This is a genomic window from Pseudomonas izuensis (assembly GCF_009861505.1).
Taxonomy (GTDB): Bacteria; Pseudomonadota; Gammaproteobacteria; order Pseudomonadales; family Pseudomonadaceae; genus Aquipseudomonas; species Aquipseudomonas izuensis.
Window position 1 is genome coordinate 151397 of record NZ_WTFT01000008.1, and the last position, 13388, is coordinate 164784.

The 13388-nt window shown below is 60.4% G+C and carries 10 protein-coding genes and 1 pseudogene; 6 read left to right on the plus strand and 5 right to left on the minus strand.

Annotated features, from left to right (window positions below; all coding sequences use genetic code 11):
* Positions 1 to 27: 27 nt before the first annotated feature.
* The 4 genes from GPL81_RS07710 to secA all read right to left on the minus strand — a co-directional run bounded on the left by GPL81_RS07710 (position 28) and on the right by secA (position 5844).
* Positions 28 to 978, minus strand: a complete 951-nt coding sequence (locus GPL81_RS07710; protein WP_160106276.1) for a Nudix family hydrolase — start codon at positions 976 to 978, stop codon at positions 28 to 30.
* Positions 975 to 1607 carry a glutathione S-transferase family protein gene (locus tag GPL81_RS07715; RefSeq protein WP_160106278.1) on the minus strand — a complete coding sequence of 211 codons (633 nt, stop codon included), beginning with the start codon at positions 1605 to 1607 and terminating at the stop codon, positions 975 to 977. Before GPL81_RS07715 ends, GPL81_RS07710 begins: the two co-directional genes overlap by 4 nt.
* 162 nt (positions 1608 to 1769) lie before the next feature.
* Positions 1770 to 2987 (minus strand): bifunctional glutamate N-acetyltransferase/amino-acid acetyltransferase ArgJ, encoded by a 1218-nt coding sequence (gene argJ / locus GPL81_RS07720; protein ID WP_160106279.1) that lies wholly within the window; start codon positions 2985 to 2987, stop codon positions 1770 to 1772.
* 121 nt (positions 2988 to 3108) lie between these two features.
* On the minus strand, positions 3109 to 5844 hold the full coding sequence (gene secA, locus GPL81_RS07725; protein ID WP_160106280.1) for a preprotein translocase subunit SecA: 2736 nt from the start codon (positions 5842 to 5844) through the stop codon (positions 3109 to 3111).
* 307 nt (positions 5845 to 6151) lie between these two features.
* On the opposite strand from secA, the gene GPL81_RS07730 reads away from it, so the two are divergent.
* On the plus strand, positions 6152 to 6607 hold the full coding sequence (locus GPL81_RS07730) for a DUF721 domain-containing protein (RefSeq protein WP_160106281.1): 456 nt from the start codon (positions 6152 to 6154) through the stop codon (positions 6605 to 6607).
* Positions 6608 to 6732: 125 nt separating this feature from the next.
* Here the strand turns inward: GPL81_RS07730 and GPL81_RS07735 are convergent, their stop codons facing one another.
* Positions 6733 to 8220: a helicase HerA-like domain-containing protein gene (locus GPL81_RS07735; RefSeq protein WP_160106282.1), complete on the minus strand. Its 1488-nt coding sequence runs from the start codon at positions 8218 to 8220 to the stop codon at positions 6733 to 6735.
* 333 nt (positions 8221 to 8553) lie between these two features.
* On the opposite strand from GPL81_RS07735, the pseudogene GPL81_RS31945 reads away from it, so the two are divergent.
* From GPL81_RS31945 to gpgF, 5 genes and pseudogenes are all read left to right on the plus strand, one after another.
* Positions 8554 to 9441, plus strand: a pseudogene (locus GPL81_RS31945) (HAMP domain-containing protein); the annotation flags it as partial.
* Between the two features lie 93 nt (positions 9442 to 9534).
* On the plus strand, positions 9535 to 10299 hold the full coding sequence (locus GPL81_RS31950) for a methyl-accepting chemotaxis protein (protein WP_425502544.1): 765 nt from the start codon (positions 9535 to 9537) through the stop codon (positions 10297 to 10299).
* A 205-nt stretch (positions 10300 to 10504) separates the two neighbouring features.
* Entirely contained in the window at positions 10505 to 11626 is a 1122-nt protein-coding gene (gpgS, locus tag GPL81_RS07745) for an N-acetylglucosaminyl phosphatidylglycerol synthase (RefSeq protein ID WP_160106284.1), read from the plus strand.
* Positions 11619 to 12395 (plus strand): N-acetylglucosaminyl phosphatidylglycerol deacetylase, encoded by a 777-nt coding sequence (gpgD, locus tag GPL81_RS07750; protein ID WP_160106285.1) that lies wholly within the window; start codon positions 11619 to 11621, stop codon positions 12393 to 12395. Before gpgS ends, gpgD begins: the two co-directional genes overlap by 8 nt.
* Positions 12392 to 13387, plus strand: coding sequence for a glucosaminyl phosphatidylglycerol flippase (gene gpgF, locus GPL81_RS07755; protein WP_160106286.1), 996 nt, complete (start codon positions 12392 to 12394; stop codon positions 13385 to 13387). Before gpgD ends, gpgF begins: the two co-directional genes overlap by 4 nt.
* The last annotated feature ends 1 nt before the right edge of the window (position 13388 follow it).

Genomic DNA, 13388 nt, shown 5'->3' on the forward strand with positions numbered 1-13388 from the left:
AAGGCTTGCCCGCGATGGGGCCAGTAGTTACACCAGAGGATCAGGCCAGAACGCCCGAATCCCCGCCACACCCTGAGCACCTGCCGCCCAAGCCTTCTGGACCTCTGCCGGACCTACACCACCCAACAGGAACACCGGCTTGCTGAACCCCTCGATCAAGCTCGAAGCCTGCTCCCAACCCAGTGGCTGAGCCCCCGGATGCGTCAGGGTCGGCTGCACCGGCGACAAGGTCACGAAGTCCACGCCCATCTCCTCGGCCAGCGCCAGTTCCTCGGCGTCATGACAGGACGCTGCCAACCAGCGCGATGCGGGCAACGGTCGACCGGCGGCCGCGTATTTGCGCAACTGTGCCGAAGTGATGTGCCAGCCCGCGGACGGGAAATCGCCCAGCCACTCGAACGGCCCCTTGATCATCAGCTGCGCCTTGCCGGCACACAGGCCCACTGCATCCACCGCCAGATCGCGGTACTTGGGGTCGTAACCGTTCGGCGCGCGCAGCTGGATCAGCTTGATACCGCCGGCGATGGCTTTCTGAATTCCCCGCAACAAGGCCGGGGTTTCCAGGTTTTCGGGAGTGATCAGGTACTGCTCAGGCAAACGTGCAGCCGCAACGATTGGCCGGTTGGCCTCGGGGAACTCATAACCCGACAGGTCACGCGCCGACACCCAGGCCAATGGCTGTCCTTCGGCACCGTGAGGTTCGCCAGTAAACGCCGAGACTTCCCAGACATCCAGCAACACCTGCTTGTCCGGGTAATCGTGGCGGACCTTGATCAACGGGCGCGCGGCACTGACCGTAATACCCAGTTCTTCCTGCAGCTCCCGGGTCAGTGCGTTTTCTACCGATTCATCGGTCTCGACCTTGCCACCAGGAAACTCCCACAGACCACCCTGATGCTGTGTGTCGGCACGGCGGGCGATGAGAATCTTGCCGCTATTGTCACGGATAACGGCAGCCGCTACGTGTACTCGTTTCACCGCTCGATTTCCTCCAGTCCGGCCTTCTGCCAGGCCTTGAATGCCGGCCATTGGTAGAGGGTTTCAATATAGGCTTCGTCGATCGCGGGCAACTTCACCTGATAGGTACGCAGACGCACGGCAATCGGTGCAAAGAAGACGTCGGCCAGCGATACACGACCGAACAGATACGGACCGGTTTCGGTGGCTGCGGCGCGGCACTCGGCCCACAACGCCGACATACGCTCGATATCGGCCTGAACATCCGCCGGGACCGGCGCCAGCGGTGCGTCGTGGCTCAGGTCGAACGGCATGTTACCGCGCATGGCGAAAAAGCCGCTGTGCATCTGCGCACACGCCGAACGCGCTTGGGCACGGGCCGCGATGTCCTTGGGCCACAGCTGTGCGTCGGGAAATTGTTCCGCCAGGTACTCGGCAATCGCCAAAGAGTCGGCGATGGTGCCGTGTTCGGTCTTCAACAGCGGGACTTTGCCGGTCGGCGAATGCTTGAGCAGGCGCTCGCGGGTATCCGCTTGGTTAAGCTTGATCAGTTCTTCGGTATAGGCAGCGCCAGTCAGATCGAGGGCCAGGGCGCCACGCAGGGACCAGGAGGAAAGCAGTTTGTCGCCGATGATCAGGTGCAGGCTCATGTTCGGGACCTTTTGATGAGGTGGACAGGCCAAAATCTTTAGCGTCTGGTCATCCGTCATCGCGGGCAAGCCCGCTCCCACAGTGACCGCGCTGAACACAACATTTGTGTACGCCACTGAGCCTGTGGGAGCGGGCTTGCCCGCGATGGGATCGACGCGGTCTTACGTACGGTACTCGGCGTTGATCTTCACGTATTCGTGGGACAGGTCGGTGGTCCAGATGGTTTCGCTGCAATCGCCACGGCCCAGTTCGATACGGATGGTGATTTCTTCCTGCTGCATCACCGCTGCGCCCTGGGCTTCGGTGTAAGTCGCGGCGCGGGCACCACGGCTGGCGATGCACACTTCGCCGAGGAACACATCGATCTTGCTCACGTCCAGGTTCGGTACGCCGGCACGGCCAACGGCGGCCAGGATGCGGCCCCAGTTCGGGTCGGAAGCGAACAGTGCGGTCTTGATCAGCGGCGAGTGGGCTACGGTGTAACCGACGTCCAGGCACTCCTGGTGATTGCCGCCGCCATTGACTTCAACGGTGACGAACTTGGTCGCGCCTTCGCCATCGCGAACAATGGCCTGGGCCACGTCCATGCACACCTCGAACACCGCTTGCTTGAGCTTGGCGAACAGCTCGCCTTCGGCACGGGTGATTTCCGGCAGGGCAGCCTGACCGGTGGCGATCAACATGCAGCAGTCGTTGGTCGAGGTGTCGCCGTCGATGGTGATGCGGTTGAACGACTTGTTGGCGCCATCCAGCAACAGGTTTTGCAGCACGTCACGGGAGACTTTGGCATCAGTTGCAATGTAACCGAGCATGGTTGCCATGTTCGGACGGATCATGCCCGCGCCCTTGCTGATACCGGTGACGGTGATGGTCACGCCCTCATGCTGGAACTGGCGGCTGGCGCCCTTGGGCAGGGTGTCGGTGGTCATGATGCCAGTGGCGGCCGCTTCCCAGTTGTTGACCGACAGGTCGTCGAGGGCTGCTTGCAGCGCGCCTTCGATTTTCTCGACCGGCAGCGGCTCGCCGATAACACCCGTGGAGTACGGCAGCACCAGGCTGGCGTCCACGCCGGTCAGTTCAGCCAGTTTGGCGCAGGTGCGCTCGGCGGCGGCCAGGCCTGGTTCGCCGGTACCGGCGTTGGCATTGCCGGTGTTGGTCAGCAGATAACGCACCGGGCCTTGCACACGCTGCTTGGCCAGGATCACCGGAGCGGCGCAAAAGGCGTTCAGGGTGAACACGCCAGCAACTGTGGAACCTTCGGCACAGCGCATGACCACGACATCCTTGCGCCCCGGGCGCTTGATACCGGCCGAGGCGATACCGAGTTCAAAACCGGCAACCGGGTGCAACGTTGGCAAAGGACCAAGACCAACAGCCATGAATGCGCTCCTTTATAGATGATGTCTGCACCGCTTCAGCAAGAGCGGTGGTTTGAATGGTAAAACGCCGCGACGGCAGGAGCCGGTCGCGGCGCGGGTATTTCAGCGTATGAAACGGGTTTTACTGGATCTGCCCGTGGCAATGCTTGAACTTCTTGCCCGAACCGCAGTAGCACAGCTCGTTGCGGCCTAGCTTCTGCTCATTGCGAACCGGTGCGGCGGCGAGGGCCACATCGACCTCTTCGCCCAATGCTTCCGGCTGCTCCAGCCCAGGGGCTTCTTCGTGCAGGAACTGCATGCGCGCGGCCAGTGCTTCGGCTTCCTGGCGCAGGCGCGCCTCTTCTTCGGCCGGATCTTCGCGGCGCACCTGAACGTGCGACAGCACACGGATCGAATCGCGCTTGATCGAATCCAGCAGCTCGGAGAACAGCGTGAACGACTCGCGCTTGTATTCCTGCTTCGGGTTCTTCTGGGCATAGCCACGCAAGTGGATGCCGTGACGCAGGTGGTCCATGGTCGACAGGTGGTCTTTCCACAGGTCGTCCAGAACGCGCAGAACGATTTGCTTCTCGAAGGTGCGCAGCGCTTCGGCACCCGCCTGGTCTTCTTTCTCGTTGTACGCCGCCACGAGCTCCTGCATCAATTTCTCGCGCAGGGTTTCTTCGTACAGGTGATCGTCTTCGTCGAGCCATTGCTGGATCGGCAGCGCCACACCAAAGTCGCTCTGCAACGCGGCTTCCAGACCGGCCACGTCCCACTGCTCAGGCAGCGATTGCGGCGGAATGTGCGCACTGACAGTTGCGTTGAGCACGTCCTGACGGAAATCGGCGATGGTCTCACCGATGTTGTCAGCGGCCAGCAACGTGTTACGCATGTGATAGATCACTTTACGCTGTTCGTTGTTGACGTCGTCGAACTCGAGCAGTTGCTTACGAATGTCGAAGTTGCGGCCTTCAACCTTGCGCTGGGCTTTTTCGATGGCGTTGGTCACCATGCGGTGCTCGATCGCTTCGCCAGGCTGCATGCCCAGGGCCTTCATGAAGTTCTTCACCCGATCAGAGGCGAAGATGCGCATCAGGCTGTCTTCCAGCGACAGGTAGAAACGGCTGGAACCGGCGTCACCCTGGCGACCGGCACGACCACGCAACTGGTTGTCGATACGGCGCGATTCGTGACGCTCGGAAGCGATCACCTGCAAACCGCCCGATTCGAGCACTTGCTGGTGACGTTTCTGCCAGTCGGCCTTGATCTGGGCAATCTGCTCAGGGGTCGGGTTTTCCAGCGAAGCGACTTCCACCTCCCAGTTACCGCCCAACAGGATGTCGGTACCACGACCGGCCATGTTGGTAGCGATGGTCAGCGCACCCGGACGACCGGCCTGGGCGATGATCTCGGCTTCTTTTTCGTGGAACTTGGCGTTCAGAACCTTGTGTTCGATGCCTTCCTTAACGAGCAGGCTGGACATGTGCTCGGACGTTTCGATGGTGGCAGTACCCACCAGCACCGGGCGGCCAGCGGCCATGCTTTCCTTGATGTCATTGACGATCGCCGCGTATTTCTCGTCGGCGGTCAGGAACACCAGGTCGTTGTAGTCCTTACGAGCCAACGGCTTGTTGGTCGGAATAACGATGACCGGCAGGCCGTAGATCTGATGGAATTCGAACGCTTCGGTGTCAGCCGTACCGGTCATGCCGGACAGCTTTTCGTACAGACGGAAGTAGTTCTGGAACGTGGTCGATGCCAGGGTCTGGCTCTCGGCCTGGATGTTCAGGTGTTCCTTGGCTTCGATGGCCTGGTGCAGACCTTCGGACAAACGACGGCCCGGCATGGTACGACCGGTGTGTTCGTCGACCAGTACGACCTGACCGTCCTGCACGATGTACTCGACATTGCGATGGAACAGCTTGTGCGCGCGCAGGCCGGCGTAAACGTGAGTCAGCAGGCTCAGGTTGTGTGCCGAGTACAGGCTCTCGCCTTCAGCCAGCAGGCCGAGACGGGTCAGAGCGTCTTCGACGAACTGGTGACCGGCTTCGTTGAGCTCGACCTGGCGGGTCTTCTCGTCGACGGTGTAGTGGCCGGCCTTGGTGACTTCGCCTTCCACTTCTTCGACGTGCAACTCCAGCTGCGGGATCAGCTTGTTGATCTCGATGTACAGCTTGGAGCTGTCCTCGGCCTGACCGGAAATGATCAGCGGAGTACGGGCTTCGTCGATGAGGATGGAGTCGACTTCGTCGATCACGGCAAAATTGAGTTCGCGCTGGAATTTTTCTTCCATGCTGAACGCCATGTTGTCGCGCAGGTAGTCGAAACCGAATTCGTTGTTGGTGCCGTAGGTGATATCGGCAGCGTAGGCTGCACGTTTCTCTTCCGGCGGCTGGAATGGAGTGACCACACCGACCGTCAGGCCGAGGAACTCGTAGAGCGGACGCATCCAGTTGGCGTCACGGCGGGCCAGGTAGTCGTTCACCGTGACCACGTGCACGCCCTTGCCGGACAGCGCGTTGAGGTAAACACCCAGTGTTCCCACCAGGGTCTTGCCTTCACCGGTACGCATTTCGGCGATCCGGCCTTCATGCAAGGTCATGCCACCGATCAGCTGGACATCGAAGTGGCGCATTCCCATGACGCGCTTGCCCGCTTCACGGGCGACCGCAAAGGCTTCTGGCAGGAGCTTGTCGAGGCTTTCCCCTTTGGCGATGCGGGCCTTGAACTCATCTGTCTTGGCACGCAATTGATCGTCCGAAAGGGCCACCATTTGCTCTTCGAAGGCATTGACGAGTTGCACCGTCTTGAGCATGCGTTTGACTTCACGCTCGTTCTTGCTTCCAAAAAGTTTCTTTAACAAAGGCGCAAACATATCGGCAGGATCTTCCACACTAAAGGGATGGAGGGCGGCCCCGTGAGTCGCCCGAGCAGCCCTCATGGCCGCATGCGAACGAGCATTCTACCCGGAAACGATGGTGAGGAAAGTGGCGTTATTCCACGATGCTGGCACAGCGCTTTGACGGGGCTCACTTAAAATAGGGGCAAATTGCTGAACTTCAAGCCATACAGGGCAGAAGCTACTCGTTGATTTAATGGGTAAAGCGCGCGCAAAGCAATGGGTCGGGCGCATCCAGTGCTTTCTGCTACCATGGCGGCTCTGTTACTTCAGGTGTCTGATCATGGCATTTCGCCCTCTTACGGCCAGAGCACCCGCCGTCCTGCTTCGCGAAGCCAAGCCGCTCAAAGCCATACTCGGCCATGCCCAACGCCTGGGCCATCTGCAACGCCTGCTGGAAAGCCAATTGCAGCCCGCCGCTCGCGAACACTGCCATGTGGCGTCGTGGCGCGAAGGCAGTTTATTGCTGATTGTCACCGACGGTCATTGGGCCACCCGCCTGCGCTACCAGCAAAAGCGCCTGCAACGGCAACTGCAAATGTTCGACGAGTTCGCCAACCTCACGCGAATCCTGTTCAAAGTGCAGCCGCCCACCGTTCGGCAAGGCGCGGCCGGGCATACCATGGATTTGTCCAACGATGCGGCGGCGACCATTCAGGCCACGGCCGATGGCATCAGCGATCCGAATTTGCGGGCCGCGCTGGAGCGGTTGGCGGCGCATGCCAGACCCAAATCCTGACACAGCCCCCCCTGTGGGAGCGAGCCGGCTCCGGGCGGCGTTCCGACGAAAGCGGACTATCAGTCAACATATTCGTTGAATAGCAGACCGCCATCGCGAGCAGGCTCGCTCCCACAGTTTTTACGCTATCGGCGTTTGCTGCCACCCAGTAAAGATCCCATTAACCCCCGCACCAACTGCCGTCCCAATTGGTTCGCCGCCTGGCGCATCGCCGATTTCAGTGCCTGCCCGGCCGCCGTACCGAGAAACTCCCCGGCCTGCTCGGTGAAACTCGGCTCTTGCGGTGCCGGTTTGCCTGGCGCCGCGTCGGGCTCCGGCGCCAGCCCCTTGCGCCCCATCAGCACTTCGTATGCCGACTCACGATCGATCGGTTTGTCATATCGCCCCTTGAACGGCGAACCGGCGATCAGCACCGTGCGCTCGGTCTCGGTCAACGGTCCGATCCGTGATTGCGGCGGTGCCACCAACACCCGCTGGACCATCTCCGGCGTGCCTTTGTCCTGCAAGGTGCCGACTAATGCTTCACCGATACCGAGTTCAGTCAGAACCGACAAGGCATCGAACGCCGGGTTCGGCCGAAAGCCGTCAGCCACCGCCCGAAGGGATTTCTGTTCCTTGGCGGTGAACGCGCGCAAGCCATGCTGGATGCGCAACCCGAGCTGTGCCAGCACGTCATCCGGCAAATCACCCGGCGATTGGGTGACGAAATACACGCCCACGCCTTTCGAGCGGATCAATCGCACCACCTGCTCCAGACGATCCTGCAACGCCTTGGGGGTGCCGGTGAATAACAAATGCGCTTCGTCGAAAATCAGCGCCAGCAACGGTTTGTCCTCGTCACCACGTTCCGGCAACTGCTCGAACAGCTCGGCCAACAGCCACAGCAGAAAGGTCGCGTAGACTTTCGGCGCCTCATGTACCAGACGACTGGCGTCGAGCAAATGAATGCGCCCCCGCCCCTCGGCGGTCGGTTGCAGAATGTCTTCGAGTTGCAGCGCCGGTTCGCCGAACAGGGCCTCGGCGCCCTGCTGCTCAAGGGTCGCCAGGCGCCGCAACAGGGCCTGGCTGGAACCGGTGGTCATCAGCGCCGCATCGTCCCCCAGCAATTGCGGATTGTCCTTGAGGTGGTTGAGCAGTGCCTTGAGGTCCTTGAGGTCCAGCAGCAACAGGCCTTCGCGGTCCGCGACCTTGAAGGCGGCGTACAGCGCCGATTGCTGACTGTCGGTCAGTTCCAGAAGGCTGCCGAGCAGCAATGGCCCCATTTCGCTCAAGGTGGTGCGTAACGGATGACCGGACTGACCGTGTATGTCCCACAACGTCACCGGATACGCCGCCGGCTTGTAGTTCAGCCACGGCATACCGGCGATCCGCTCGGCGATCTTGCCCTGGGGGTTTCCCGCGGCGCCCAGCCCACACAGGTCACCTTTTATATCGGCGGCGAACACCGCCACGCCGGCATCGCTGAAGGCTTCGGCCATACGTTGCAAGGTGACCGTCTTGCCGGTCCCCGTAGCGCCTGCAATCAAACCGTGACGGTTGGCCAGGCGCATGGCCTGGGCAATCGGCTGCCCTGAAAGGTCGGCGCCGATAACAAGTTGCGATAAATCAGGCATTTGGTCACCCATGGTTAATCTTTGGTGCTGCACGGCCGATAGGAATGAGTACAAAGCAGACAGACACAACCTGGTCGGACATTTCCCTTAAGGAGCGATGGAAATATCACTTGCTTTCAACCTTGCTCATATTGCGTCCCTTTATAAAAGCACGCGATGGGCATTAAGACCTTAGCGGAACCCCAAGCCATGAACAAAAATCTACGTTTCAGCCATAAAATCCTGCTTGCCGCCGCCCTCATCGTCATTGCTGCCTTTGCCTCGTTCACGCTGTACAACGACTATTTGCAGCGCAACGCCATTCACAAGAATCTGGACAATTATCTGCAGGAAATGGGCAGAGTCACTGCCAACAATATCCAGACCTGGCTCAACGGGCGCAGCTTGCTGATTGAAAACCTTTCACAATCCGTTGCGCTGAATTCCGACGCCGACAACGTTTCCAAATTGCTGGTACAAAAAGCCGTGACTTCATCGTTCATGGGCGCCTACCTGGGCAGCAAGGACGGTTCATTCATCATTCGCCCGGACAGCAAGATGCCCGACGGCTACGACCCGCGCGCGCGCCCTTGGTACAAGAGCGCGCAAGGCACCAGCGGTTCGGCCTTGACGGAGCCCTATCTGGATCTGGCTTCCGGCCAACTGGTGATTTCCATCGTCAACAGTGTCATCAAGGACGGACAAAACATCGGTGTCGTCGGCGGCGACCTGAGTTTGCAAGTGATCGCCGACAGCCTCAACGCACTGGACTTCAACGGAATGGGTTATGCCTTCCTGGTCAGCTCGGACGGCAAGATCCTGGTGCACCCCGACAAAGCACTGGCGATGAAAACGCTCAAGGACGTCTACCCACAGGACACGCCTGCCATCAGCAGCGAAATGAGCGAAATCCAGGTTGACGGTAAAACCCGCATCGTGACTTTCACCCCGATCAAAGGGCTGTCGTCGGTCAACTGGTACATCGGTCTGTCCGTCGATAAGGAAAAAGCCTTCTCGATGCTCAGCGACTTCCGCACCTCGGCAGTCATTGCGACCATTATTGCCGTGGCGATCATCATCGCCCTGCTGGGCATGCTGATCCGCATCCTGATCCAGCCCCTGAACATCATGACCCGCGCCATGGCTGACATTGCCGATGGCGAAGGCGACCTGACGAAACGCCTGACCATCGTGAACAACGATGAGTTCGGCATCCTCGCCACTGCGTTCAACCGCTTCGTCGACCGCATCCACGGCTCGATTCGCGAGGTGTCTTCCGCCACCGGGCAAGTCAACGAAGTGGCGTTGCGGGTAGTGGCCGCTTCCAACTCGTCGATGTTCAACTCCGACCAACAAGCCTCGCGCACCAGCAGCGTGGCGGCGGCGATCAACCAGCTCGGCGCTGCCGCCCAGGAAATCGCCCGCAACGCCGCGCAAGCCTCGAATCAGGCCAGCGATGCCCGCAGCCTTGCAGAAGATGGCCAACAAGTGGTGGATCGCAGCATTGTCGCGATGAATCAGCTGTCGACCATGCTCAGCGCCTCCAGCACCAACATCGAATCGCTCAACAGCAAAACCGTGAACATCGGGCAGATTCTCGAAGTGATCACCAGCATCTCTCAACAAACCAACCTGCTGGCACTCAACGCCGCCATTGAAGCGGCCCGGGCAGGCGAAGCCGGGCGCGGGTTTGCAGTGGTGGCCGATGAAGTGCGTAACCTGGCACACCGCACGCAAGAGTCGGCGCAACAGGTGCAGACCATGATCGAGGAGCTGCAGGTCGGCGCCCGAGAATCCGTCAGCACCATGAGCGACAGCCAGCGCCACAGCCAGGACAGCGTGGAAATCGCCAATCTTGCCGGGGAGCGCCTGAGCAGCGTGACCCAGCGCATCGGTGAAATCGACGGCATGAACCAGTCGGTGGCCACGGCGACCGAGGAACAGACGGCTGTGGTGGAGTCGATCAACGTCGACATCACTGAAATCAACACGTTGAACCAGGAGGGTGTGGAAAACCTGCAATCGACACTGCGTGCCTGTGCCGATCTTGAGCAGCAGGCGGCGCGCCTTAAACAACTGGTAGGCAGTTTCCGTATCTAGCGCCTGAGCTGGCCCCTTCGCGAGCAGGCTCGCTCCCACATTTGACCGCGTTCTCAGGAACTACCCGGTTTAATGTGGGAGCGAGCCTGCTCGCGAATGCGGTCTGTAAAACCCCGCAAAACCTTGCTGACACCCCACCCACAAAACCCCAGCCGAACATCTATTCTTCATTAAGGTCAACCAAGGAGATCAACGGACCGGAGGGATGTTCATCGTGCATATCGCGGACATAACCATGTTCTACGCCCCTGCCAGCGGTGGCGTGCGCACGTATCTGGACGCCAAACATCATCGCCTGTGCACAAGGCCGGGCATTCGCCATAGTTTACTGATTCCCGGGCCATCCTTCGGCGAACAGGATGGCATCTACACCGTTCCTGCTCCCGCCCTGCCCTTCGGCAAAGGTTATCGCTTTCCGTTGCGTCTCGCGCCCTGGCGCAATGTCCTCCACGACCTGCAACCCAACCTGATCGAGGTCGGCGACCCTTACCTCACTGCCTGGGCCGCCCTGGATGCGCGCCGGCAACTGGATGTGCCGGTGATTGGCTTTTATCACTCGGACCTGCCGCTGCTGGTCAGCAACCGCATGGGCAACTGGTTCACCCCCAACGTCGAAGCTTATGTCAGCAAGCTCTACGGCAACTTCGACCGGGTGCTGGCGCCGAGCCGGATCATGGCTGACAAGCTGACCGGCCTCGGGGTCAAGAATGTTTTCGTGCAACCCCTGGGTGTCGACTTGCGAACGTTCCATCCCGAAGCACGCGATCCCGGCCTGAGGGCCGAACTGGGTCTCGACGAAAACACTCATCTGCTGATCTTCGCCGGGCGCGGTTCCAAGGAAAAAAACCTGCCGGTCCTGCTCGACTGCATGAAACGCCTGGGCCGACGCTATCACCTGCTGCTGGTGGGCTCGTCGATGCCGACCGCCGTGCCGGGCAATGTCACCGTCATCGATGAATTCCGGCCCGTCGCGCAAGTCGCCCGCCTGATGGCCAGTGCCGATGCATTACTGCATGCCGGCGATCAGGAAACCTTTGGCCTGGTGGTCCTCGAGGCCATGGCCTGCGGCATCCCAGTGGTGGCCGTGGCAGCCGGCGCGTTTGAGGAAATCATCAACGATCGATGTGGCGTGTTGTGTGCGCCAAACGATCCGCTGGCCATGGCCAGTGCCGTGCGCGGACTGTTCAGCCAGGGCAGTGCAGCCCTCGGCCAGCAAGCACGACGCCATGTCGAGCGGCATTACGCCTGGGATACCGTGGTCAACAGTTTGCTCGGCCACTATCACGCCGTACTCGGCAATCAATGGCCGCAGGCGGCCAATGGTTGAGCCCATGAATGCGCCCAGTCTTTTATTGGTGCTGCACGATGTCGCGCCGCAAACATGGGTCGATTACCAGCCCTTTGTCGAAGCCGTCGACGCGCTCGGCACTGTGCCGATGACCTGGCTGGTGGTGCCGGATTTCCACAAGTGCAACGCCCTGCAAGCCCATCCGGAATTTCGCCACCGGCTCGACGAACGGCTTGCCCACGACGATGAACTGGCGTTGCACGGCTATTTTCATTGCGATGACGGACCGATGGCGAGCAATCCCCGAGACTGGTTCATGCGCCGGATCTATACCCATGAAGGTGAGTTCTACAACCTGTCCCGGGAGGCCGCCCTTGCCCGTCTGCGCGCCGGTATCGACATGTTCCACCGTTATCAATGGCCGCTGCAGGGCTTCGTCGCTCCGGCCTGGCTGATGAGCGAAGGCACGCGCCAGGCCTTGCGCCAACTTCCCCTGGCTTACACCAGCGATGCACAACATCTCTATCGCCTGCCGGACTTCACAGCGGTCAATGCGCCTGGATTGGTCTGGAGTGCGCGCAGTGCCTGGCGCCGGGGCTTGTCGAAACTGGTCAGCGATCAACTCGAACAACGCTGGCGGCAGGCACCGGTCATTCGCCTTGGCTTGCACCCGGTGGATATGCGACACGAATTTTCGCGTACTTATTGGCTCAATACCCTCATGCGCCTGCTCGATGAAGGCCGGGTGCCAATGACCAAGGCGCACTGGCTGGCACAGCAAGGCGACCGCCGGGATCGTGCCGCATGAGCCGCGGGATTGTGTTGCTGATCGGCCTGTTCGCCGCAGTGCTGATTCCCTGGTTATTGGGCGGCAGCGAAACCTGGTCGCGACTGAACGCTTTTCCACTGAGTTGGCTGCTGGTCATGTTCGCCATGATCCTGCTGTGCTGGGTGGTGAATACCCTGCGCCTGCGTCTGTTGCTGGGGGACCAGCGCGCAAAGGTAAGCCCGGTGAAAAGTCTCGGCGTGGTGATGGCCGCCGAATTTGCCTACTGCGCCACCCCCGGCGGCAGCGGCGGACCACTGACCATCATGGCATTGCTGGCGCGCAACGGCGTGCGTCCGGCCAGAGGCAGTGCCGTGTTTGCCATGGATCAGTTGAGCGATCTGTTGTTTTTCCTTTGCGCGCTTGGCGCGATCCTGATTTATGCGCTGTTCCAGCACCTGAGCCAGCGCATGGAGTGGCTGCTGATTGTCAGTGCCATCTCGATGTTCGGCGGCCTGGTCTGTTGTGTCGTGGTGGCCCGCTATCACCGCTTGCTGATTCGGCTGAGCGGCCGATTGCTCAATCGCTTCAACGTCCAATCCACCACGCGTATGCGCTGGGCACGAAAACTCCTGCACTTTCTGGCGGCGTTTACCGACACCCTGAAGCTGCCCTTCCAGACGCTGATCACGGTGTTTGCCTTGACCTGCCTGCATTGGATCTTGCGTTACAGCGTGCTGTATCTGGCGTTGCGAGGGCTTGGCGCGGACTTGCAGTGGGCCTGGAGCTTTCTGATCCAGATGCTGTCACTGAGTGCAGGACAGTTCAGCCTGTTACCGGGTGGGGCCGGGGCGGCAGAACTGACGTCAGCGGCGCTGTTGGCACCCATGGTGGGAAAATCCACGGCGGCCGCGGCGATCCTGATCTGGCGGGCGGTGACCTATTACTTCTATCTTTTAGTGGGCGGGCCGGTGTTTTTGTTGATGCTGGGCCGACCACTGCTCAAGAAGCTGTTGAAACTCAAGCAAGCCTGAT